The organism is Cellulomonas fimi (assembly GCF_028583725.1).
Lineage (GTDB): Bacteria > Actinomycetota > Actinomycetes > Actinomycetales > Cellulomonadaceae > Cellulomonas > Cellulomonas fimi_B.
The window spans coordinates 208,429-229,563 of sequence record NZ_CP110680.1 but is presented as its reverse complement, the minus strand read 5'-3'; the positions used below and the strand labels follow the sequence as shown (position 1 = coordinate 229,563).

The following is a 21,135-nucleotide window of genomic DNA, read 5'->3' as shown; positions in this document are numbered from 1 at the left end:
CGAGGCTAACCCGGCCCCCGCCCCCACCGCCTCGCCGACCGCCACCGACGCGCGACCCGGGTCTGGGTACCGCGCGGACGCGGTCCGCGGTACCCGGACCCGGGTCGACCGGGTTCCGTCGACGCCGAGCGGTCGGTGCGCGTGCCGGTCGTCAGGCGCGGGCGGCGCGGAAGGTGTCGACCAGCGGGACGGTCGGGCGGCCGACGAGCGTGCGCAGGTCGGCGGTCGCGTCGGCGAGGTCGCCGCGCGCGATGCCCTCGTCCATCGTGAGCAGGAACCCGATCGTGCCCGCGTCGAGCCCGGCGCCCTCGAGGATCGCCCGGTGCTCCTCCGGGGACACCGCGCGGTGCTCGACCGGCCGGCCCAGGGCCTCGGCGGCGGCCGCGGCGAGCTCGTCGTGCGTCCACGCGACGTCGCCGCTGAGCTCGTAGACACGCCCGTCGTGCCCGTCGGTCGACAGGACGACGGCGGCAGCCTCGGCGTAGTCGTCGCGCGGCGCGGAGGCGACCCGCCCGCCGTCGGTGCTCGACACGACGACACCCGTCGCCGCGGCCTGCTCCAGCACGGGCAGGTAGTTCTCGGAGTACCAGTTGTTGCGCAGGACCGTCCACGTGAGACCCGACGCGCGCAGCACCTCCTCGGTGGCGCGGTGCTCGACGGCCAGCGGCAGCGGCGTGGTGTCGGCGTGCGGGGCGCTCGTGTAGACGACGCGGCCCACCCCGGCCGCGGCGGCGGCCTCGATCGCGCGGGTGTGCTGCGGGACGCGCCGGCCGACCTCGCTGCCGGACACGAGCAGCACGACGTCGGCGCCGTCGAACGCGGCAGTCAGCGTCGCGGGGTCGTCGAAGTCGGCGACGGTCGTGCGCACGCCGCGCGCGGCGAGGTCGGCCAGGCGGTCGGTGGAGCGGCCGGTCGCGACGACGTTCTGCGCGGGCACGCCGCGGTCGAGCAGGTGCTCGACGACGAGGCGGCCGAGGTGGCCGGTGGCTCCGGTGACGACGATCGACATGGTGGTCCTCTCGGTGGCCCGGCAGCCGGGCGGCGGGTGTGTCGCCGTCGTCAACCGCTGCCCGTCGCGGCACCTTCCCGTCGGGAGGTACCCACTTCGTCGTAAGGTACGGACGTGACGGTAAGCAACGAGGTCAGCGTCCTGGACCGGCTCATGACGGACGGGGTTCTCGCGTCCGCGTGCCCGAGCAGGGTGCTCCTCGACCACGTGACGAGCAAGTGGGGCGTCCTCCTGCTGGTCGCCCTCTCCGAGCGCTCGATGCGGTGGGGCGAGCTGCGCCGCGTCGTCGAGGGCATCAGCGAGAAGATGCTCGCCCAGACGCTCCGGACCCTCGAGGCCGACGGCCTCGTGCACCGCGAGGTCACGGCCACCGTCCCGCCGCGCGTCGACTACTCGCTCACACCGCTGGGCGACGAGCTCGTCGCGCGGCTGCTGCCGCTCATGGCGTGGGTCGCCGACCACGCCGACGCGATCGTCGGGGACGGCGCGGCGGCCCGCTGAGCCCGGCGTCGCGGGCGGCATCGCCGCGTCCGTGGCCGTGCCGTCCGTCGCTCGCAGGCCCTCCCACCTCGGCGGACGTCGCCGCCGCGGCGGCGCCCTCACGGCGCGGTGGGTGCGCCGCCCCGGGCCGAGGTGCGAAGGTTCCGTCCACAGCACCGTCGCTGTCGTCGAAAGGTCCGCACCATGTCCCTCTCCGTCGTCAACGTCCCGGTCGCCCTCGTACGGTTCGCGATCGCCACGCTGGCCCTCATCGGGACGCACGAGATCTGGCTCGACGGCGACCTCGACGGCCTCGTCTACTTCACCAACCAGGCCGGGCTGATGCTCGCGGTCGTGATGATCTGGGCCGGCTTCGCGTCGCTGCTGGGCCGGCCGCAGCCGCCCGCGTGGCTCAAGGGCGGCGTCACGCTGTTCCTCGCGATCACCGGCCTCATCTCGTACTTCGTGCTGGCGCCCGAGGCCGCCGACGCCCCCGCGGTCGCGTTCGGCCTGACGTCGGGGACCATCGAGCACGAGATCACGCCGGTCGCGGCGTTCCTCGACTTCGTGCTCCTCGACGCGCACCGCCGGCTGCGGCTGCGGCACGCGGCGTACTGGCTCGGCTACCTGCTCGCGTACTGCGTGTTCGCGACGGTCCGCGGGCTCGTGTGGGACCTGGGCTACCCGTACGGGTTCATCGACCTCGGCGAGCTCGGCTGGGGCGGGCTCGCGCTCAACGTCGCGATCTACGGCGTCGGCTTCTACGTGCTCGGCCTCGCACTCGTCGGGATCGACCGCCTGCTGCCGGCCCGCGCGCTCGTCGGCCGCCCGGCCCCCGACCGGCCGCGGACGCCCGTCGAGACGGGCGAACCCGCGCCGGTCGAGGCCTGACGACGTTCCGGTCGGCCCGGTGGCCCGCCGACCCGGGCCGAGCCGCGTCAGGCGGGCGCCGCGTCCGAGCCCGAGCCCGAGCCGGCGATGTTGACCAGCCACGTGGTGCCGAACTTGTCGACGACCATGCCGAACGCGTCACCCCACGGCGCGACCGTGAGCGGCTCGAGGACGGTCCCGCCCTCGGCCAGCGCGTCGTACCAGCCGCGGAGCTTCGCGTCGTCGTCGCCGCTGAGCGAGACCGAGATGGTGGAGCCGGACGCGAGCTCCATGCGGCTCGGCACGTCCGCGGCCATGAGCGTGAGGTCGGGCGTCGTGAGCTGGCTGTGCATCACGAGGTCGGCCTCCGACGGGTCCTGCGCTGCGCCGAAGTCCGCGAACGTGCTGACGTTCAGCTCGCCGCCGAACACGGACCGGTAGAACTCCATCACCTCCCGCGTCCCGGTGCGGAAGTTGAGATACGGGTTCAGGGTCACGGCCATGGGGACTCCTCGTCGATCCGGTGCGGACGGGGCCATCGTGGACCCGACCACCGACACGTCGGTAGGGCGCCCGGGCGGCGCACGGGTGAACGGCGGACCTGCGGTTCCGCGACCACGGTGTGAAGCAGGTCACACAGCCCACGCACAGGAACGGCCGCGTGGTTGGATGCCGCGTCTGACGTCGGCGGCCCTGCCCCGACGCACCCCACGACCCCCGGAATCGAGTACCCGTGTTCCCCATCCGGCGCGTCGCGACGTCCGTCGCCGCCCCCGCCCTCCTGCTCGTCGCGCTGTCCGGCTGCGCGCTCCTCGGCCCCGAGGAGGCGCCCCGCGAGTCGCCCGGCGGTCAGATCACCGAGTCCGCCGACGCCGACGTCTTCTCCGTCCAGGTCGGCGACTGCCTGAACGCGGGCGCCATGGAGGAGACCGAGATGGAGTCGCTCCCGGTCGTCCCCTGCACCGACCCGCACGACGGCGAGATCTACGCGCAGACCGAGCTGGCCGAGGGCGACTTCCCCGGCGACGCCGAGGTCCAGGCGCAGGGCGAGGCGTTCTGCACCGCGGAGTTCGAGGCGTTCGTCGGCATCCCCTACGACGACTCGGCCCTGTACCTGTGGCCCCTCACGCCGACGCAGGCCGGCTGGGAGACGGTCGACGACCGCGTCATCCAGTGCGTGCTCGACACCGACGGCGAGCTCGTCACGGGCACCCTCAAGGGCGCCGCGCGCTGATCCCGGACGACGCCGCGCGGGTCTCACCGCCCGCGCGGCGTCGCGCGTCGGCGCGTAGCGTCGGACGCTCCCGGGGAGCCGGACGCCCCGCGGAGGGAGCGTCATGACGAACCGCCTGGCCGCGAGCACGAGCCCGTACCTGCGCCAGCACGCCGACAACCCCGTCGACTGGTGGGAGTGGGGCGACGACGCCTTCGCGGAGGCGCGACGCCGCGACGTGCCGCTGCTCGTGTCGGTCGGGTACGCCGCGTGCCACTGGTGCCACGTGATGGCGCACGAGTCGTTCGAGGACGACGCGACCGCCGCGTTCATGAACGCGCACTTCGTCAACGTCAAGGTCGACCGCGAGGAGCGGCCCGACGTCGACGCCGTCTACATGGCCGCGACGCAGGCGCTCACCGGGCAGGGCGGCTGGCCCATGACGGTGTTCACGACGCCCCACGGCGTCCCGTTCTTCTGCGGCACCTACTTCCCGCCCCGTCCCGTGCACGGCGTCCCGTCGTTCCCCGAGGTGCTGGCGGGGATCGCCGCCGCGTGGCAGACGCGTCGCGACGAGGTCGACGCGACGGCGACGACGATCCGCGACGCCTTCGCCGCCTCCCGGTCCGGCCCTGCGCCGTCCGACGACGCGGCGGCTCCCCGCATCGACGGCGACCCCCGGGCGACGGTCGACCACGGCGCCCCGCTCGTCGCGTCCCCGGCGGCGGTCGTCGACGACACGCTCCTCGACCGCGCGCTCGGCCGGCTGCTCGTGTCGCAGGACCGCGTGCACGGCGGGTTCGGCGGCGCCCCGAAGTTCCCGCCGTCGACGGTCCTGGAGTGGCTGCTGCGCCGGCACGCGCGGACGGGCGACCCACGCACGCTCGACGCGGCGGAGCACACGCTCGAGGCGATGGCGCGCGGCGGGATCCACGACCAGCTCGGCGGCGGCTTCGCGCGGTACGCGGTCGACACGACGTGGACCGTCCCGCACTTCGAGAAGATGCTCTACGACAACGCGCTGCTCCTGCGCGCGTCCGCGCACTGGTGGCGCAGCACCGGCTCCCCGCTCGCGCACCGCGTCGTCACGGGCACGGCCGACTGGCTGCTCCGGGACCTGCGCACCGCCGAGGGCGGGTTCGCGTCGTCGCTCGACGCCGACACCGAGGGCGCCGAGGGCGCGACGTACGTGTGGACGCCCGGTGAGCTCCGCGACGTGCTCGGCGCGGACGACGGCGCCTGGGCGGCCGCGATGCTCGGCGTCACGGCGGACGGGACGTTCGAGCACGGCACGTCCGTCCCGACGCTGCACGCCGACCCCGACGACGAGGCCCGCGCCGCGTCGGTGCGCGCCCGGCTGCTCGCGCACCGCGCCGGCCGCGCCCAGCCCGCCCGCGACGACAAGGTCGTGTCCGCGTGGAACGGCCTCGTGATCGCCGCGCTCGCCGAGGCGGGGGCGCTCCTCGACCGGCCCGACTGGGTCGACGCGGCGGTCGGCGCCGCGACGCTGCTGACCGACCTGCACGTCCGGACCGACGGCGACCCCCGGGCCGTCGTCCCGCTCCGGCTCGTGCGGGCGTCCCGCGACGGGGTCGCCGGTGCGGCGGCCGGCGTGCTGGAGGACTACGCCGACGTCGCCGACGGCCTGCTCGCGCTCGCCGCGGTGACCGGCGACGCCCGCTGGGTGCGGTCCGCGGGCGGGCTGCTGCAGACGGTGCTCGACCGGTTCCCCGACGGCGAGGGCGGCTTCTTCGACACGGCCGACGACGAGACCGACCCGGTCCTCGCCCGGTTGCGCCGCCCGCACGACCCCGCCGACGGGCCGACGCCGTCGGGCCAGGCCGCCGCGGCCGGCGCGCTGCTCACCTACGCGGCGCTCACCGGCTCGTCGCGCCACCGGGAGGCGGCGGAGCGCGCGCTCGCCGAGCCGCTGCGGATCGCCGTCCAGCACCCGCGCGCGGCGGGCTGGGCGCTCGCGGTCGCGGAGGCGCTGCTCGACGGGCCGCGCGAGGTGGCCGTCGTCGGGCCACCCGACGACGACGCGACCCGCGCCCTGCACCGCGTCGCCCTGCGCTCACCCGCACCCGGCCTGGTCGTCGCCGTGGGACCGCCAGCCGGACCGCCCGCCGGACCGCCGACCGCCGGGCCGCCGACCGCCGGGCCGCCGGCCGCCGGGCCGCCGACCGCCGGGCCGCCGACCGCCGGGCCGCCGTCACCCGCCGCCGACGGTCCCGACGTCGCACCTGCCCTGCCGCTGCTGCGCGACCGGCCGCTCGTCGACGGCCGCCCCGCCGCGTACGTGTGCCGCGGTTTCGTCTGCGACCGCCCGACGACCTCCCCGGCCGACCTCGCCGCCGCGCTCGGCACGTCCGTGTGAAGGGTTTCGCGCGGTCGTCCTCAGCAGACCCCCAGGAAAGTCGCGTACCGTTCCGGGGTCCGCCGCCTGACCCCGGGCGGGACCCGAATCGACGGAGGACCCTCGTGCGCCGCACGACCACCGCTCGCGCCGTCGTCGCCACGGCGACCGCGCTCGTCCTGTCCCTCTCGCTGGCCGCGTGCAGCGGTGACGGCGGCTCCAGCGACTCGCCGTCGGGCGACGCGTCGGCGTCCGCGAACGCCGCGGTCGCCGCCGACAAGGCCGCGCTGGCCAAGGTGAAGATCGAGGGCGAGGCGGGCGAGGAGCCGACCGTCACGCTCCCGAGCAAGCCGTTCAACGTGACGACGTTCGTCGCGCACCTCGTCGAGGACGGCGACGGCGACGAGCTCACGGACGGGCAGATCATGTCCGTCCAGATGCTCATGCTCAACGGCACCGACGGCTCGACGATGGGCTCGACGTACGACACCGACACCCCGCAGCGCATCAAGGTCGGGCAGACCAGCATCGCGGAGCTCGACACCGAGCTGAAGGGTGCGCACGTCGGCGCGCGCGTGCTCGTCGCGCTGTCGTCGGGCGAGAACAACACGCAGGTGTACGCGATGGAGGTCGTCGACGCGGTCGACGGCGCCGACCCGGCCAGCCTGCCGACCCGCGCCGAGGGCGAGGCCGTCGCACCGGCCGCCGGCCTCCCGGCCGTGACGCTCGGCACGGACGGCGCACCGTCGGTCGCGCCGGTCGCCGGCGACGCCCCGACGACGCTCGTCACGCAGCCCCTGATCAAGGGCTCCGGCAAGGTCGTCGAGGAGGGCGACTTCGTCACCGTGAAGTACACGGGCTGGCTCTGGGACGGCACGCAGTTCGACTCCGCGTGGGAGAAGGGCGAGCCGTTCGAGTTCCAGGCCGGCGCCGGCGCGGTCATCCAGGGCTGGGACACGGGCGTGCAGGGCCAGACGGTCGGCAGCCAGGTGCTCCTCGTCGTCCCGCCGGACCAGGGCTACGGCGCCCAGGACCAGGGCACGATCCCGGCCAACTCGACGCTCGTCTTCGTGGTCGACATCCTCGACGCGCGCTGACGCACGCCGCTCCCGACGGCCCGGGACGCCCCTCCGCGCGAGGGTGCGACCCGGGCCGTCGCCGTCCCGCCGCACCGGGCGCGGGGCCTCCCGACCCCTCGCACCTCGCGCCGACGGATGCCAGGGTCTCTCGTCCTGCCACGCCCGCACGGGTCTGGCTAGTGTGGTCGCACGTGCCCCCGGGGAACCGCCGGGAGGCGGCCGGGAGACGACGATGGACCAGGCAACGACGCCGAGGATCCGCACGGTGGCCCTGCTGGGCGCCGCCGGCGCGGGCAAGACGACGCTCGTCGAGGAGCTCCTCCACCAGACCGGGGTGCTGACCCGGCCGGGGCGGGTGGAGGACGGCTCGACGGTGAGCGACCACGAGCCGGAGGAGATCGCGCGCGGCATCTCCCTCGGGCTGGGCGTGGCCCCGTTCCGATGGCGCGCCCCCGACGGCGGGACGTACGACGTGACGCTGCTCGACACCCCCGGGTCGCCGGACTTCGTGGGCGCGTGCGACGCCGCGGTGTCGGCCGCGGACCTCGCGCTGATCGTGGTCAGCGCGGTCGACGGCGTGCAGGCGGGCACGCACGCGGCGTGGCGCACCGCGGCCGAGGCAGGGCTGCCGGTGATCGTCGTCGTCACCAAGGAGGACAAGGCGCGCGCGGACTTCCGGCACGTCGTCGCCGACCTGCGGGCCGCGTTCGGCGACGGGTTCGTGCCGCTCGAGCTGCCGCTCGGCGAGGAGTCCGCGTTCACGGGCGTCGCGGACGTGCTCACCGAGGAGGGCCTCGCGTACGACGCCGAGGGCCACCACCACACCGAGCCGCTGCCGGCCGACGTCGCGGACGAGGAGCACCGCCTGCACGACGAGGTGACGGAGGAGATCGTCGCGCACGACGACGAGCAGCTGGAGCGCTACCTGTCGGGCGACGTACCGAGCGCCGCCGAGCTGGAGCGGACGCTCGCGCACGAGGTCAGGGACCGGGAGGCTTTCCCGGTCCTCGTCGTCTCAGGGGTCACCGGGGTCGGCGTCGACCGGCTCGCGGACCTGCTGTGCGAGCTCACCCCGTCGCCCACCGACCGCACCGCGCGCGTGCTGGCCGGGGAGACCGTCGTCGAGGTCGCGGCCGACCCGGACGGCCCCCTGCTGGTGCACGCGTTCCGCACGCTCGCCGACCCGTTCGTCGGGCAGGTGACGCTGCTGCGCGTGCTGTCGGGGACCCTGCGGCCCGGCGACAAGCTCGTCAACACCACGACCCGCACCGAGGAGCGCATCCCGGGCCTGTTCCGGCTGCGCGGCAAGGAGCACGTGCCGGTCGACGCCGTCCCCGCGGGTCACGTCGCCGCCGTCGCGAAGCTCACCGGCACGCCGTCGGGGTCGCTGCTCGCGGACCGCACCGGCCCCGGCGCCGCGATGACGGCCGTCCCGCCGCGCACGCGCCCGCCCGTCTACGCGCTCGCGCTCGAGCCGCTCACGCAGTCGGACGACGACCGGCTGTCCGGCGCGCTGACCCGGCTCGTCGCCGAGGACACGACCCTCACGGTCGACCGCAGCACCGACCGCACGATCCTGCGCGGCCTCGGCGACACGCACCTCGCCGTCGCGCTCGAACGGCTCGCGCGCGTCTTCGGCGTGCACGTCCGCACGTCGCCCGTCCCCGTCGGGTACCGCGAGACCATCCGCAAGCCCGTCGAGGCCGAGGGCAAGGTCAAGAAGCAGTCCGGCGGGCACGGGCAGTACGCCGTCGTGCAGCTGCGGGTGTCCCCGGCGCCGCACGGGTCGGGCTTCGAGTTCGTCGACAAGGTCGTCGGCGGGGCGATCCCGCGCGGCTACCTCCCCGCGGTGCAGAAGGGTGTCGTCGAGGCGATGGAGCACGGCGGCCCGCACGGGTACCCCGTGGTCGACCTGCGCGTCGAGGTGTACGACGGCAAGGCGCACTCCGTCGACTCGTCCGACATGGCGTTCCGCACCGCCGCGGCGACCGGCGTCCGGGAGGCGCTCGCCGCCGCCGGGACCGTCGTGCTCGAGCCGATCAGCCACGTCTCGGTCGTCGTGCCCACGACCGCGCAGGGCGACGTCATGAGCGACCTGTCGTCGCGCCGCGGCCGCATCACCGCGACGACGTCGCTCGACGACGGGACGGTCCGCATCGAGGCGTCGGTGCCCGAGGCCGAGCTCGCCCGCTACGCGCTCGACCTGCGCTCGCTGACGGGCGGCCGCGCCGAGCTCACCATGACCCCCGACCGGTTCGAGGTCTGCCCCGACCACCTCGTGCCCGCCTGACACCCCTCCGACCGGCCACGACACCGCCGACGGGCCTACGCTCGGGCCCATGGCCCGCTACTTCGACGTCCACCCGCACGACCCGCAGCCGCGCGCGGTCGCACAGGTCGTCGACCTGCTGCGAGGCGGCGGCCTCGTGGTCTACCCGACGGACTCCTGCTACGCCCTGGGCTGCCGGGTCGGTGACCAGGAGGGCGCCGAGCGGATCCGCCGCATCCGGCACCTCGACGACCGCCACCACTTCACGCTGGTGTGCGCCGACTTCGCGCAGCTCGGGCAGCTCGTGCACCTCGACAACGCCGCGTTCCGCGCGATCAAGGCGGCGACGCCCGGCCCGTACACGTTCATCCTCAAGGCGACGCCCGAGGTGCCGCGCCGCCTCGCGCACCCGAAGAAGCGGTCCGTCGGCGTGCGCATCCCCGACAACCGCGTCGCGCAGGCGATCGTGCGCGAGCTCGGCGAGCCGCTGCTGTCGTCGACGCTGCTCCTCCCCGGGCAGGACGAGCCGCTCACCGAGGGCCGGCAGATCAAGGAGGAGCTCGACCACGTCGTCGACGCCGTGGTCGACGCGGGCGACTGCGGGACCGTCCCGACGACCGTCGTCGACTGGACCGAGGGCGCGCCCGAGGTCGTGCGCGTGGGCGCCGGGGACGCCTCGCGGTTCGCGTGAGCCGCGTCGGTCAGTCGGTCGCGTCGACCGTCGCGCGCCCCGACCAGACCGCCCCGAACGGCAGGAGCACCCACGGCTGCGACGTCGACGGCGGCAGCACCGTGTGCAGCCACGCCGCGTCGCTGCCGTCCGCCGGCGCGCTCCCCGACCCCGGGCACGTCGGGCACCCGCAGTAGCAGTCGACCCGGCCCCCCGGCTCGTCGGACGAACCCGTGACGGTCCGCTCCATGTCTCGCCTCCTTCGACGTGCCGGAAGGATGCGGGGTGGTCGCGCTGCCAGGAAAGCGTCCCAGGTCACGATGTGGTCCCGATCGGGTCGCGGTGTGGTCCGATGGGGGAACGGACCACGGGACGGACCGGTGCGGAGGCGTTCATGAGCGGCAGGCACGTCGGCGTCGTCGGGCCGAGCGAGGCGTCGGCGGTCGAGCTGGACGTCGCCGAGGAGCTCGGCCGCGGGCTGGCGGCGCGCGGTCACGTCGTCCTGTGCGGCGGGCTGGGCGGCGTGATGGCGGCGGTGTCGCAGGGCGCGCACGCCGGGGGTGGCACCGTCGTGGGGCTGCTGCCGGGCGACGACCGCGACGCCGGCAACCGGTGGCTCACCGTCGCGCTCCCGACCGGGCTCGGCGAGGTCCGCAACGCGCTGCTCGTGCGCGCGAGCGACGTCGTCGTCAGCGTCGGCGGGTCGTGGGGCACGCTCAGCGAGGTCGCGCTGGCCGTCCGGACGGGCGTGCCGGTGGTCGCCGTCGGCGGGTGGGTGGTCCGCGCGGCCGACGGGCACGAGCCCGCCCCGCCGCCCGGGGTGACCGCCGAGCGTCTCACCGGCGGTTCGTCGGCACGCCCCGCCGTGCACCACGTCCCCGACGCGCGCGCCGCCCTGGAGGCCGTCGACGACCTGCTGGGCTCCCACCGGTGACGGACCGGACCGACACCCCGCACCCGCCGGCCCGCCCGTCGCCGCGGCGTCGCGTCGTCGACCGCGACGTGCCCACCCCGTCGGGCGACGCCGCACCCGACGACGCACGGCGTCCGCCGCTCGCACGCGACGCCCCGACGCTCGACGACCTCGACGCGCTCGTCGTCGGCTGCCGCGCGTGCCCGCGGCTCGTGGCGTGGCGCGAGGAGGTGGCCGAGGTGAAGCGCGCCGCGTTCCGCGACGAGACGTACTGGGCCCGACCGGTGCCGGGGTTCGGCGACCCGCGCGCGGGTGTGCTCGTCGTCGGCCTGGCCCCGGCCGCGCACGGCGCGAACCGCACGGGCCGCATGTTCACGGGCGACCGTTCGGGCGACTTCCTGTTCGCGTCGATGCACCGCACGGGGTTCGCGTCGCAGGCGCTGTCGGTGCGTCGCGACGACGGGCTGACGCTGACCGGGATCCGCGTGACCGCGCCGGTGCGGTGCGCGCCGCCCGCGAACGCGCCGACGCCGGCCGAGCGGCGCACCTGCGGGCCGTACCTGGCGCGCGAGATCGAGCTGGTGGACCCGGCGGTGATGGTCGTGCTGGGCGGGTTCGGGTGGCAGGCGGTGCTCACGACGCTCGCGGAGCAGGGCTGGGACGTGCCGCGGCCACGACCGGCGTTCGGGCACGGCGTCGAGCTGCGGCTGCGACGGCCCGACGCCGGGACGGGCCGCGACGCGCTGACGCTGCTCGGCTGCTTCCACGTGAGCCAGCAGAACACCTTCACGGGCCGGCTGACGCCCGCGATGCTGGACGCGGTGCTGGACCGGGCGCGGGCCCTCGTCGTGGGTGGCGGGGGCTAGCGTCGGACGCACCGGGCCGCGCGGTGGTCGCGCGGCGTGGCCTGCGAGGAGGTCGTCGTGGAGGTCGCGTTCGTCGCCGGGTTCGGCCCGATCACGCGCGACGGTGCCGCCGCGCGCGCGTTCTGGGAGGGCGGCCTGGGCATCCCGCTCGAGGAGCCGGCGCCGGGCTACCTGACGAACGACGCGCTCGACGGCGTGAAGGCGTTCGCGCTGTGGCCGCTCGCGCAGGCGGCGGAGTCGACGTTCGGGTCGCCGTCGTGGCCGGACGACGTGCCGGTGCCGCAGGCGTGGGTCGAGCTCGACGTCGCGTCGGTGGACGCGGTGTCGGCGGGTGTCGCGGAGCTCGCGGCGGCGGGGCACCGGGTCCTGCGCGAGGCCGCGGAGGAGCCGTGGGGCCAGACGACCGCCCGCCTCCTGAGCCCCGAGGGCCTGCTGGTCGGCGTCACGTACACGCCGTGGATGCACGCGACCGCCTCGACGGACTAAGTTCGGCGGACTGAATAAGTCGTCTACGCTGTCCAGGACGTCGCGACGGAGCGACGGCGGGCGGGAGGACGACGTGAGCGAGCAGATCCCCGGCGGGTACGTCGCCGGCATGACGTGGGGCTGGACCGGCGTCCGCGGCACGTGGGGCGGACCGGCGGCCGAGCGGTCGATGGACCTCATGGTCGAGCGCCTCGGCGTGACCTGGACCGCGATCACCTTCGCCGCCTACCAGGACACCGCGCAGTCCGTCGACGTCCGGTTCCACGACGCCCCGACGGTCTCCGACGACGAGGTCCGCTGGGCCGTCCGCGCCGCCAAGGCCCGCGGGCTGCGCGTCGTCCTCAAGCCGGTGGTCAACGTCGCCGACGGCACCTGGCGCGCCCACATCAACTTCTTCGACCACGACGTGCCGTGCGAGCCGACGTGGCGCGACTGGTTCGCCTCGTACACCGCCTACGTCGTCCACCACGCACGCATCGCTGCCGAGGAGGGCGTCGAGATGCTGTGCGTCGGCTGCGAGATGGTCCAGACCGACCGCCGCGCCGACGAGTGGCGCGCACTGATCGCCGCCGTCCGCGGCGTCTACGACGGGCTCGTCACCTACAACTGCGACAAGTACCAGGAGGACCGCGTCACCTGGTGGGACGCCGTCGACGTCGTCTCGTCGTCCGGCTACTACCCCGTCGACGACTGGGAGCACCAGCTCGACCGCATCGAGCCCGTCGTCGAGCGGGTCGGCAAGCCGTTCCTCTTCATGGAGGCCGGCTGCCCGAGCCGCGAGGGCTCACCCGCGCTGCCGAACGACTGGGCGCTGCACGGCGCACCCTCGCAGGAGGCCCAGGTCGCCTGGTACGAGGCCGCCTTCACCGCGAGCGCGCGCCGCCCCTGGGTCCAGGGATTCATGCTCTGGGACTGGCCGGCGGCGCTCGACGACGAGGCCGACGCGGCCACCGACGACGGCTACTGCGTGTACGGCAAGGCCGCCGAGACGACCGTCCGCGATGCGTACGCCGAGAGGACGACGACCCGCGTCTGACCCACCGCCGCACGGGTGCTCGGCCACCAATCCGCTGGCCAGGAGCGGGGATGACCTCCAGTCTGGCGGGCATGGACAAGCCTGGGGAGCGCCGTGCGGAGGTCCTCGCGTCGGCGGCGCTCGACGGCGACCCGGACGCCCGACGGGACGCGCTGGTCGGCCTGTCGCAGCTCGACGGCACGCAGTGGCTCCGGCTCGACGAGTCGGTGCGCGGCGCGGGCCGGTGGTGGTACCCGGGGGGCTGGCACGTGTCGACCGAGGCGGACCGCTGGCGGGCCGCGATGGCCGATCCGGGCGCCCTCGACCTCACCGTCGTCGTCGTCGGGAGCATGGTCGCGGACGGGCGGATCCGGGAGCGCGCCGTCCGGCTGCTCGCCGACCGTCGAGGGCCTGTCGTCGCCGCAGCCCTGGCCCTGCGCACCCTCGACCACGTCCCCGTCGTGCGCGCCGCCGCGCGCGACGCGCTGGTCTCGGCGCTCGCGGGCCCCGCGACGCCGGACGACGCGGTGCGCGCGCTCGGCGTCGTCCTCGCCGGAGGTGGACGTGTGCGCGGTCGGGACGCCGTCGCCGCCGTCCTGACCGTCGCGACGCGCACGACCACGAACTCCGACCTCGTCGAGCACGCGCTCCGCAGCCCGGACCGCATCGTGCGGCGCTGGGCGGCGGACGTCGCGTGCCGGTCCGGGCTCCTCGCGCCCGAGCGGCTGCTCACCCTCGTGCGCGCCGAGGCCGACCAGGTCGTGCTGCTCACGTACGCCGACCACTACCTCGCGACCGCGGACCGCGCGCAGGTGGGCGCGCTGCTGGACGCGCCACGCGTCGTGGTGCGCGTCCGCGCGTTCGACGTCGCCGTCGCGGACCTGACCGACGAGCACGTGCTGACCCTGACCACCGACGCCGCGGCGCGCATCCGCGAGCGCGCCCGTGGGCAGGCCGCCCGTCGCGGGCTCGACCTCTCCGCGTGGACCCTGGCCCGGCTGGCGACGGACCCGCCGCCGCGCGTGCACGCCGCGTGCCTCGAGACGCTCGCCGGGACGGGTGAGCCGCGGCACGTCGACGTCCTGCGCGCAGCGCTCGGCTCGGCCGAGCCGCGGGTGCGCGGGGCTGCGGTGTCCGGCCTGGGGGTGCTGGCGGACCGCGACGCCGTGATCGCGATCGCCCGCCCCGCGATGCTCGACCCGTCTCCCCGGGTCACCGCCGCGGCGGCGCGGGCGCTGGCGCGCGTCTTCGCCGGGCCGGCGGTCACGGACGAGGCGTGGTCCTCGCCGCAGCCGTGGAGCCGCCGTGCGGCGTGGGCGGTGTCGCGGTCGTCGGGTGGGTGGCACCGGCTCGAAGGCAGCCTGCGGGCCGCGCTCGATCCCGACCCGGCACTCGCCGCCCGCGGCACCCAGGACGTCGCCGCCTGGCTGGACGCGTACGGCGCCCGGATGTGGCTCGACCTCGCACCCGAGCAGCGCGGTCGCATCGCCGACCTGCTCGACCGCGCGCCGCTCGGCGCGCAGCGGACGCGGGTGGCCGCGTTCGTGGGCGTCCCGGTGTCCTCGTCGGTGCCCGCCGAGCGGCGCTGGTGGCGCTGGTGGGGCTGACCCGGCTCGCCGGGCGGACCGGCGCGCGGCGCGCTCGGCCACGAGAGGCGCGACGTCCGCTGCGTCCGTGACGCGCGCGTCGCTTCACCTGGGGACTGGACGCACACATATCCGCATATCCCACGTATGCTGATATGCGTGCGTACGACGCTGCTGCTGCCCGACGACCTCTATCGCGAGGTGAAGTCCACCGCCGCCGCCTCTGGCGAGACGATGACGTCGTTCGTCGAGGAGGCGCTGCGGGAGGCGCTGCGTCGCCGCGCGAGAGCCGGGCATGCCGCGGTCGACTTCGTCGTCGCGCCGACCGGCTCCGGCGGCCTGCAGCCCGGTGTCGAGCTCGACGACAGCGCGGCACTGCTCGACGTGATGGACGCCCGGTGATCCTGCCTGACGTCAACGTGCTCGTCGGGGCCGCCCGCGCGGATGCGCCACAGCACGCGAGGCTGCGCACCTGGGTGGAGCAGCACGTCCCCGGACCGGAGACCTTCGGCCTCACCGACGCCGTCCTCGGCGGGGTCGTGCGCGTCCTCACCCACCCGCGCGTGTTCGTCCGACCGTCGACGCTCGACGAGGCACTCGGGTTCGTCGACGCCCTGGTCGCGCATCCCAACGTCTCGCGCGTGACGCCCGGACCACGCCACTGGCAGCTCGTCGCCGAGCTCTGCCGGGCCGCCGACGCTCGCGGCAACCTCGTCGCCGACGCGCAGCATGCCGCCGTCGCGATCGAGCACGGCGCGACGTGGGTGTCACAGGATCGCGACTTCGCACGCTTCCCCGGCCTGCGCTGGGTGACGGCCGTCGAACCCGGGTGATCCCGCACGGCTGCCGCGGCGGCCGGCACACGACGACCGCCCCTCAGCGCGCGTGACCGACCAGACGCCGTCCGCCCCTCAGCGGCCCGTGACGGACCAGACGCCGTCCGCGAGGTCGAGAAGGCGGGGCAGGATCGCGTCGCCCGCGACGCGCAGACCGTCGTGCAGGTGCTCGTTCGTGATCCACACCTGCACGTTCCCGACCGCGTCGGCGGTCCGCAGCGCGAGGTCGAGGTCGACGTACGGGTCGTCGTAGTACTGCACGGCGGCGACGGGCACGTCGTTCGACGCGAGCCGGTCGAGGTCGTACAGCGCAGGCCAGTTCGTGCGCTCGGCCAGCAGGTGAGCGGCCGCCTCGAAGGGGCGCAACGCCGCGTGCTGCGCGTACATCCACGGGTACATCGCCTCACCCGTGAGCAGCAGCGGCCGGGACGACGACGCGAACACCGGACGCCGGTCGTGCTCCGCGGCCGCGGCCCACCCACCCGTGCGCTCCCCCTGGTGGTAGATGACCTCCTGCAGCACCGCGTACAGCGGGTTCGTCTCGAAGCCCGTCCGCGACGCGACCTCGGCGAGGAAAGGGACCGACGGCTCGCCCGTGACGTCGTCGGTCGCGGTATCGAGCAGCCAGTGCAGACCGCTGATGCCCGTGCTCATGCCGAGCGACATGCCGAGCGTCTGCAACCGCTCGACGGTCAGCACGTCGCCGCCGGGCAGCACCACGTCGCAGGCCGCGACCCGGTCCGCGAGCACCCCGAGCAGCGCGACGTCGTCGGGGTGCTGCCGCGCGAGCTCCCGGTTGCGCGCCTCCTGCCGGTCGAACGTGTGCCGGTAGACGGTCTCCGCGTCGACCGTCAGCGAGGGCAGGCCGCCGGTCACGTAGCAGCGGGTCAACGCCTCGGGGTGCCGCGACAGGTACGTCATCGTGAGGAACCCGCCGTACGACTGCCCGAGCGTCGCCCACCGCCGGCCGCCGAACACGGTCGCGCGCAGGTGCTCGGCGTCCGCGACGATCGCGTCGCCGCGGAAGCACGCGAGGTACTCCGTGACGGTGGCCGCGTCCGCACCACCCGCGGTCATCCGCTCGACCGTGCGCGCGTCGACGCGCGACGACCTCCCGGTCCCGCGCTGGTCGAGCAGCACGACGCGGTACTTCTCGAGCGCCTTCGACAGCCAGCCGCCCTGCGCGGGCCGCGGCCCCATGCCGCCCGGCCCGCCCTGCAGGAACAGCAGCAGCGGCAGGTCGTCCGACGCGCGTCGCGGGTCGACCACCTCGCGCGCGAAGACGTCGATCTCGCCGAACCGGGTCGGGTCGGCGCGGTCGACCGGCACCCGCACCCGGTGGTCGCGCACGACGAGACCCGTCATGCGGTACCCGTCGCCCTGCCCGTCCTCGCCCGGTCGCTCACCCATGCGCGTCAGCGTAGGTGCGCCCGGCGCGTGGGACGTGACCTCAGGACCGCGCCTCCACCGACACGTCCGGACCGGGGAAGACGAGGCTCTCGTGCCCGTCGTCGAACTTCACCAGGTACGGCCCCTCGGCGCCACGCGCCTCCACGACCGTCCCGCGGCGGTCCGTCGTCCCGACCGTCCGGCCGTGGACGACCACCGTGTCTCCCACCTCAGCGTGCATCGTCGCTCACCTCGCCACCCAGGCTAGACACCTGCGGGCGCCGCCACCACGCGTGCCCTCACGCCTGCCCTCACGTCTGCCGACGGGCGGCCGCGCCGCCGGGCACGCAGACTGGCCAGGTGCCGGGGCGAACCGGCGACCCCGACGAGCCGACAGGAGACGACATGGGCATCGACGACCTGGTGAGCAAGGCGAAGGGCGCCCTGGCGGGCCACGAGGAGCAGGCGAAGGACGCGCTGGACCGTGCCGCCGACGCGGTGAAGTCCCGCACGGACGACGGCACGGACGCGAAGGTGGACCAGGTCGTCGAGAAGGCGAAGGACATCCTCGACCAGCAGAAGGGTCGCCCCTGACCCCCGCCGACGGCCCGGCGCGCCCGACGCGCGGGCCACGGGAATGGGTCGCCGAGGCGGAAGGTTGGCACCGACATGCCTCTGACCGGTGAGTACGCACCCAGCACGTCCGAGTGGGCCCGCAAGCAGGCGGAGCTCTTCGAGGCCACCGACGGCCAGAAGGGGAACACGCTCCAGGGCAAGCCCGTCATCGTCCTGACGTCCGTCGGCGCGAGCAGCGGCAAGCTGCGGAAGAACGCGCTCATGCGTGTCGAGCACGACGGCCGGTACGCGGTCGTCGCGTCGAAGGGCGGCACGCCCGAGAACCCCGCCTGGTACCACAACCTCGTCGCGCACCCGCACGTCGAGCTGCAGGACGGCGCCGTGAAGCGCGACTACGAGGCCCGCGAGGTGTCGGGCGCGGAGCGCGACGAGTGGTGGGCGCGCGCGACCGAAGTGTGGCCGGCCTACGACGACTACCAGACGAAGACGGACCGCCAGATCCCCGTGTTCGTCCTCACCCCGCTCGACGCCTGACGCCGCGGCCGGCGGCTCGTACGCGCGTCGCCGGCCCACGTCGTCGGACCGGTCGTCGTGTCAGCCGAGCAGGAGCTTCCAGCCGCCGACGCCGAGCAGCCCGCCGAGGATCGGTGCGGCGACCGGCACCCACGAGTAGCGCCAGTCCGAGCCGCCCTTGTGCCGCAGCGGCAGCAGCGCGTGCACGATGCGCGGCCCGAGGTCGCGCGCGGGGTTGAGCGCGGGCCCGGTCGGCCCGCCGAGGCCGGCGACGAGCCCCCAGACGAGGAACCCGATCACGACGTGCGCGAGGCCGGGCTCGGTCGTGGTGAGCGGTGAGTTCACGATGCCGAGCGCGCACGAGAAGAGGACCAGCGAGCCGAGCAGCTCGTTCGCGAAGCCGTTGAGCCGGGACCGCGCGGCGTTGACGGTCGAGAACGTCGCGAGGATGTCGTCGGGGTCGGTCGTCGCGTCGTAGTACGGCTTGTGCGTGACGACGATGGCGAGCTGCCCCGCCATCGCACCCAGCATCTGCGCGGCGATGTAGTACGGCACGTTCGACCAGGGGAACATCCCCCAGGCGGCGAGCCCGAGCGTGAACGCCGGGTTGATGTGGTTGCCGCTGACCCCGCCGAACATGACGGCGGGGATCATGACGCCGAACCCGTATCCCATGGCGATGAGCGACCACCCGCCGCGGTACCCCTTGGACCCCTTGAGGTGCACGTTCGCGACCGTCCCGTTGCCCAGGATGATGAGGATCGCGGTGCCGATGAACTCGCACGTCACGCGGATCCAGAGCGCGTAGGACGGGTCCATCGGGTGCGTCTCCTCTGCGGGCTCGCTCGCGGTCCGCGCCGCCGGGCGGCGCGGTCAGGCTGTCAGGTCAAGACGTGCTGGTCGTCGCCGGGACGTCCTGCTGCTCGCGCCCGGCCACGGAGTGCCGGTAGGAGTACACCGCATAGATGACGATCCCGAGCAGCAGCCACACCGCGAACCGCACCCAGGTCAGCGCGGTCAGGTTGAGCATGAGCCAGATGCACGCGAGGCCGGAGATGATCGGCAGGGCGGGCGACCACGGCACGCGGAAGCCGCGCGGGAGGTCGGGACGCCGCTTGCGCAGGAGCGGCACACCGAAGCTGACCAGCACGAACGCCGACAGCGTCCCGATGTTGATCATCTCCTCCAGCAGCTCGACGTCGGAGAGCCCGGCGATCAGCGCGACGACGACGCCCGCACCGATCTGCAACCGGGCCGGCGTCCGGAAGCGCGGCGACGTGCGGGACATGCCGCGCGGGAGCAGCCCGTCGCGGCTCATCGCGAACACGACGCGCGTCAGGCCCAGCAGCAGCACCATGAGCACCGACGTGAGCCCGACGAGGATGCCGACGCTGATGATGCGGCCCGCCCAGTCCGCCCCGACCAGCACGAACGCCGTCGTCAGCGACGGCGAGTCGGACGCGGCGAGCTCGGTGTACGACACCATGCCGGTGACGACGACCGTCACGAGGATGTAGAGCACGGTCACCACCGCGAGACCGCCGAGGATGCCGCGCGGGATGGTGCGCTGCGGGTCGTGCGCCTCCTCCGCGGTCGTCGCGACGACGTCGAACCCGATGAACGCGAAGAACACGAGCGCGGCGCCGGACAGGATGCCCATCACGCCGTACATCGAGGGGGACATGCCCAGCAGGAACGCGGTGAGCGGCTGCTCGAGCGAGGTCGCGCCCTCAGCCGGCTGCGACGGCGGCACGAACGGCGAGTAGTTCGCGGCGTTGACGTAGAAGAACCCGGCGACGATCACGAACACCGTGATGCCGACCTTGATGATCGTGAACACGCTGTTCACGCGTGCGCTGAGCTTCGTGCCGATCGCGAGCAGCGTCGTGAAGACCGCCACGATGACGACCGGCCCCCACTCGACGTCCACCGGCCCGAGCTCGAGCGTCGTGGGCACGTCGACGCCGAACAGGCCGAACGCGTCGGACAGGTACACGCCCCAGAACTTCGCGATCACCGCCGCGGCCAGCAGCATCTCGAGGATGAGGTCCCAGCCGATGATCCAGGCCACGAACTCGCCCATGGACGCGTAGGAGAACGTGTACGCGGACCCGGCGACAGGGAGCGTCGAGGCGAACTCGGCGTAGCACATGATCGCGAGCGCGCAGACGATCGAGGCGATCACGAACGAGACGATCACCGCGGGGCCCGCGTAGTTCGCGGCCGCCGTCGCGCCGACCGAGAAGATGCCCGCGCCCACCGCGACCGCCACGCCCATGATCGCGAGGTCCCACGCGGTGAGGTTCCGCTTGAGGTGCCGGTCCGGGTCCTCCGCGGAGGCGAGCGAGTCCTCGACGGACTTGCGCCGGAAGATGCTCGTCGACGTCGCCATCTCAGCCCCTTCGCCGGCGTGCGCTGACGTGGGACAGCATGCCGGGGATGCGTGTGCTCGGCACCCTGGCGCCTCGACCCGGTGGACACCGATGCGCGTGTCCAGGGCTGTGGACGGCTCAGTGTGTCAGCGGGTGACGTGCACGTCCCGGGACCTGCGCACCATGCGGACCGCCGTCGCGTCCGCCACCATCGCGAGGGCCGCCCCGAGCGCGTACGCGAGCAGGTCGACCGGCACGAAGGTCGTCCCCACGACGAACCGGGCGGCGGGCACCGCCTCCACCAGCGCGGCCGGTGCACCGGTCAGCTGGGCGAGCTCCACGGCGACGCACACCGCCGTCGCGACCGCACCCGCGCGCCACGGCCGGACCCGCGGCCGCACGAGCAGCACCAGGACGTACACGAGCCCCGCGTACAGCGCGTCGCCCGCCGGGTCGGCCAGGGCGCCCGACGCCGCCGTCGCGACGACCAGCCCGGCCACGACGACGACCGCGGCGACGACGACGAGGACGGCACGGGAGCGGGGGCGGGGGCGCACGCGGTCACCCTAGGCATCCGGACGCACCGCGCCGCGGGAGGACGCGTGCAGGCGCGTGCAGGGTCCGTGCAGGTCAGGCA

Annotated in this window: 24 protein-coding genes; 16 read left to right on the top strand and 8 right to left on the bottom strand. The window is 74.7% G+C overall.

Translation table 11 applies throughout. From position 1 onward, the window contains the following. Nucleotides 1–151 precede the first annotated feature (151 nt). On the bottom strand, nucleotides 152–1,009 hold the full coding sequence (locus OOT42_RS01060; RefSeq protein ID WP_273653123.1) for an SDR family oxidoreductase: 858 nt from the start codon (nucleotides 1,007–1,009) through the stop codon (nucleotides 152–154). Between the two features lie 114 nt (nucleotides 1,010–1,123). Here OOT42_RS01060 and OOT42_RS01055 point away from each other — a divergent pair, with 114 nt between their 5' ends. Both OOT42_RS01055 and OOT42_RS01050 read left to right on the top strand, forming a co-directional pair. Further along, on the top strand, nucleotides 1,124–1,510 hold the full coding sequence (locus tag OOT42_RS01055) for a winged helix-turn-helix transcriptional regulator (RefSeq protein ID WP_423775945.1): 387 nt from the start codon (nucleotides 1,124–1,126) through the stop codon (nucleotides 1,508–1,510). 183 nt (nucleotides 1,511–1,693) lie between these two features. Next, the gene (locus tag OOT42_RS01050) at nucleotides 1,694–2,380 is read left to right on the top strand and encodes a Pr6Pr family membrane protein (protein WP_273653122.1); all 687 of its coding nucleotides are present in this window, start codon (nucleotides 1,694–1,696) and stop codon (nucleotides 2,378–2,380) included. A gap of 47 nt (nucleotides 2,381–2,427) precedes the next feature. Here the strand turns inward: OOT42_RS01050 and OOT42_RS01045 are convergent, their stop codons facing one another. After that, entirely contained in the window at nucleotides 2,428–2,862 is a 435-nt protein-coding gene (locus OOT42_RS01045) for a VOC family protein (protein WP_273653121.1), read from the bottom strand. Nucleotides 2,863–3,092: 230 nt separating this feature from the next. On the opposite strand from OOT42_RS01045, the gene OOT42_RS01040 reads away from it, so the two are divergent. The 5 genes from OOT42_RS01040 to OOT42_RS01020 all read left to right on the top strand — a co-directional run bounded on the left by OOT42_RS01040 (nucleotide 3,093) and on the right by OOT42_RS01020 (nucleotide 9,967). After that, nucleotides 3,093–3,593, top strand: a complete 501-nt coding sequence (locus tag OOT42_RS01040) for a septum formation family protein (RefSeq protein WP_273653120.1) — start codon at nucleotides 3,093–3,095, stop codon at nucleotides 3,591–3,593. Nucleotides 3,594–3,696: 103 nt separating this feature from the next. After that, complete coding sequence (locus OOT42_RS01035) at nucleotides 3,697–5,949, top strand: thioredoxin domain-containing protein (RefSeq protein ID WP_273653119.1); 2,253 nt, start codon at nucleotides 3,697–3,699, stop codon at nucleotides 5,947–5,949. 104 nt (nucleotides 5,950–6,053) lie between these two features. After that, complete coding sequence (locus OOT42_RS01030; RefSeq protein ID WP_273653118.1) at nucleotides 6,054–7,025, top strand: FKBP-type peptidyl-prolyl cis-trans isomerase; 972 nt, start codon at nucleotides 6,054–6,056, stop codon at nucleotides 7,023–7,025. A gap of 214 nt (nucleotides 7,026–7,239) precedes the next feature. Then, complete coding sequence (locus tag OOT42_RS01025) at nucleotides 7,240–9,297, top strand: elongation factor G (protein ID WP_273653117.1); 2,058 nt, start codon at nucleotides 7,240–7,242, stop codon at nucleotides 9,295–9,297. Between the two features lie 49 nt (nucleotides 9,298–9,346). After that, the gene (locus tag OOT42_RS01020; protein ID WP_273653116.1) at nucleotides 9,347–9,967 is read left to right on the top strand and encodes an L-threonylcarbamoyladenylate synthase; all 621 of its coding nucleotides are present in this window, start codon (nucleotides 9,347–9,349) and stop codon (nucleotides 9,965–9,967) included. A 10-nt stretch (nucleotides 9,968–9,977) separates the two neighbouring features. Here the strand turns inward: OOT42_RS01020 and OOT42_RS01015 are convergent, their stop codons facing one another. Then, complete coding sequence (locus OOT42_RS01015; RefSeq protein ID WP_273653115.1) at nucleotides 9,978–10,196, bottom strand: hypothetical protein; 219 nt, start codon at nucleotides 10,194–10,196, stop codon at nucleotides 9,978–9,980. Nucleotides 10,197–10,340: 144 nt separating this feature from the next. Here OOT42_RS01015 and OOT42_RS01010 point away from each other — a divergent pair, with 144 nt between their 5' ends. The 7 genes from OOT42_RS01010 (at nucleotide 10,341) to OOT42_RS00980 (ending at nucleotide 15,645) form a co-directional block, all read left to right on the top strand. Next, nucleotides 10,341–10,880 (top strand): TIGR00725 family protein, encoded by a 540-nt coding sequence (locus OOT42_RS01010; protein WP_273653114.1) that lies wholly within the window; start codon nucleotides 10,341–10,343, stop codon nucleotides 10,878–10,880. Between the two features lie 68 nt (nucleotides 10,881–10,948). Next, on the top strand, nucleotides 10,949–11,725 hold the full coding sequence (locus OOT42_RS01005) for a uracil-DNA glycosylase (RefSeq protein WP_273654754.1): 777 nt from the start codon (nucleotides 10,949–10,951) through the stop codon (nucleotides 11,723–11,725). Between the two features lie 57 nt (nucleotides 11,726–11,782). Next, nucleotides 11,783–12,211 carry a VOC family protein gene (locus OOT42_RS01000; protein ID WP_273653113.1) on the top strand — a complete coding sequence of 143 codons (429 nt, stop codon included), beginning with the start codon at nucleotides 11,783–11,785 and terminating at the stop codon, nucleotides 12,209–12,211. Between the two features lie 73 nt (nucleotides 12,212–12,284). Continuing rightward, entirely contained in the window at nucleotides 12,285–13,247 is a 963-nt protein-coding gene (locus tag OOT42_RS00995) for a glycoside hydrolase family 113 (RefSeq protein WP_423775944.1), read from the top strand. Between the two features lie 50 nt (nucleotides 13,248–13,297). Next, on the top strand, nucleotides 13,298–14,833 hold the full coding sequence (locus OOT42_RS00990; RefSeq protein WP_273653112.1) for a HEAT repeat domain-containing protein: 1,536 nt from the start codon (nucleotides 13,298–13,300) through the stop codon (nucleotides 14,831–14,833). A 138-nt stretch (nucleotides 14,834–14,971) separates the two neighbouring features. After that, on the top strand, nucleotides 14,972–15,214 hold the full coding sequence (locus OOT42_RS00985) for a ribbon-helix-helix protein, CopG family (RefSeq protein WP_273653111.1): 243 nt from the start codon (nucleotides 14,972–14,974) through the stop codon (nucleotides 15,212–15,214). Then, the gene (locus OOT42_RS00980) at nucleotides 15,211–15,645 is read left to right on the top strand and encodes a type II toxin-antitoxin system VapC family toxin (RefSeq protein WP_273653110.1); all 435 of its coding nucleotides are present in this window, start codon (nucleotides 15,211–15,213) and stop codon (nucleotides 15,643–15,645) included. The genes OOT42_RS00985 and OOT42_RS00980 overlap by 4 nt, the downstream gene beginning before the upstream one ends. A 78-nt stretch (nucleotides 15,646–15,723) precedes the next feature. Here OOT42_RS00980 and OOT42_RS00975 read toward each other — a convergent pair whose 3' ends face one another. Both OOT42_RS00975 and OOT42_RS00970 read right to left on the bottom strand, forming a co-directional pair. After that, nucleotides 15,724–17,058, bottom strand: coding sequence for an alpha/beta fold hydrolase (locus tag OOT42_RS00975; protein WP_273653109.1), 1,335 nt, complete (start codon nucleotides 17,056–17,058; stop codon nucleotides 15,724–15,726). Between the two features lie 40 nt (nucleotides 17,059–17,098). Beyond that, nucleotides 17,099–17,278: a DUF1918 domain-containing protein gene (locus tag OOT42_RS00970; RefSeq protein ID WP_273653108.1), complete on the bottom strand. Its 180-nt coding sequence runs from the start codon at nucleotides 17,276–17,278 to the stop codon at nucleotides 17,099–17,101. A 164-nt stretch (nucleotides 17,279–17,442) separates the two neighbouring features. Between OOT42_RS00970 and OOT42_RS00965 the strand changes: the two genes are divergently transcribed. Together OOT42_RS00965 and OOT42_RS00960 are read left to right on the top strand one after the other, a co-directional pair. Continuing rightward, entirely contained in the window at nucleotides 17,443–17,631 is a 189-nt protein-coding gene (locus OOT42_RS00965) for an antitoxin (RefSeq protein WP_273653107.1), read from the top strand. 75 nt (nucleotides 17,632–17,706) lie between these two features. After that, nucleotides 17,707–18,147 (top strand): nitroreductase family deazaflavin-dependent oxidoreductase, encoded by a 441-nt coding sequence (locus OOT42_RS00960; protein WP_273653106.1) that lies wholly within the window; start codon nucleotides 17,707–17,709, stop codon nucleotides 18,145–18,147. A 60-nt stretch (nucleotides 18,148–18,207) separates the two neighbouring features. On the opposite strand, the gene OOT42_RS00955 is transcribed toward OOT42_RS00960, so the two are convergent. From OOT42_RS00955 to OOT42_RS00945, 3 genes are all read right to left on the bottom strand, one after another. Next, nucleotides 18,208–18,945 carry an MIP/aquaporin family protein gene (locus tag OOT42_RS00955; protein ID WP_273653105.1) on the bottom strand — a complete coding sequence of 246 codons (738 nt, stop codon included), beginning with the start codon at nucleotides 18,943–18,945 and terminating at the stop codon, nucleotides 18,208–18,210. Nucleotides 18,946–19,012: 67 nt separating this feature from the next. Beyond that, nucleotides 19,013–20,518 carry an amino acid permease gene (locus tag OOT42_RS00950; RefSeq protein WP_273653104.1) on the bottom strand — a complete coding sequence of 502 codons (1,506 nt, stop codon included), beginning with the start codon at nucleotides 20,516–20,518 and terminating at the stop codon, nucleotides 19,013–19,015. A 126-nt stretch (nucleotides 20,519–20,644) separates the two neighbouring features. Next, the gene (locus OOT42_RS00945; protein ID WP_273653103.1) at nucleotides 20,645–21,055 is read right to left on the bottom strand and encodes a DUF2809 domain-containing protein; all 411 of its coding nucleotides are present in this window, start codon (nucleotides 21,053–21,055) and stop codon (nucleotides 20,645–20,647) included. Nucleotides 21,056–21,135 lie beyond the last annotated feature (80 nt).

Excerpts from the sequence above, each read along its gene's own strand:
- OOT42_RS00970 (WP_273653108.1), bottom strand. The coding sequence starts at position 17,278 with ATGCACGCTGAGGTGGGAGACACGGTGGTCGTCCACGGCCGGACGGTC.
- OOT42_RS01045 (WP_273653121.1), bottom strand. The coding sequence starts at position 2,862 with ATGGCCGTGACCCTGAACCCGTATCTCAACTTCCGCACCGGGACGCGG.
- OOT42_RS01060 (WP_273653123.1), bottom strand. The coding sequence starts at position 1,009 with ATGTCGATCGTCGTCACCGGAGCCACCGGCCACCTCGGCCGCCTCGTC.
- OOT42_RS00955 (WP_273653105.1), bottom strand. The coding sequence starts at position 18,945 with ATGGACCCGTCCTACGCGCTCTGGATCCGCGTGACGTGCGAGTTCATC.
- OOT42_RS01035 (WP_273653119.1), top strand. The coding sequence starts at position 3,697 with ATGACGAACCGCCTGGCCGCGAGCACGAGCCCGTACCTGCGCCAGCAC.
- OOT42_RS00975 (WP_273653109.1), bottom strand. The coding sequence starts at position 17,058 with ATGGGTGAGCGACCGGGCGAGGACGGGCAGGGCGACGGGTACCGCATG.
- OOT42_RS00950 (WP_273653104.1), bottom strand. The coding sequence starts at position 20,518 with ATGGCGACGTCGACGAGCATCTTCCGGCGCAAGTCCGTCGAGGACTCG.
- OOT42_RS01015 (WP_273653115.1), bottom strand. The coding sequence starts at position 10,196 with ATGGAGCGGACCGTCACGGGTTCGTCCGACGAGCCGGGGGGCCGGGTC.
- OOT42_RS01020 (WP_273653116.1), top strand. The coding sequence starts at position 9,347 with ATGGCCCGCTACTTCGACGTCCACCCGCACGACCCGCAGCCGCGCGCG.
- OOT42_RS01010 (WP_273653114.1), top strand. The coding sequence starts at position 10,341 with ATGAGCGGCAGGCACGTCGGCGTCGTCGGGCCGAGCGAGGCGTCGGCG.
- OOT42_RS01050 (WP_273653122.1), top strand. The coding sequence starts at position 1,694 with ATGTCCCTCTCCGTCGTCAACGTCCCGGTCGCCCTCGTACGGTTCGCG.
- OOT42_RS00990 (WP_273653112.1), top strand. The coding sequence starts at position 13,298 with ATGACCTCCAGTCTGGCGGGCATGGACAAGCCTGGGGAGCGCCGTGCG.
- OOT42_RS00965 (WP_273653107.1), top strand. The coding sequence starts at position 17,443 with ATGGGCATCGACGACCTGGTGAGCAAGGCGAAGGGCGCCCTGGCGGGC.
- OOT42_RS01025 (WP_273653117.1), top strand. The coding sequence starts at position 7,240 with ATGGACCAGGCAACGACGCCGAGGATCCGCACGGTGGCCCTGCTGGGC.
- OOT42_RS00960 (WP_273653106.1), top strand. The coding sequence starts at position 17,707 with ATGCCTCTGACCGGTGAGTACGCACCCAGCACGTCCGAGTGGGCCCGC.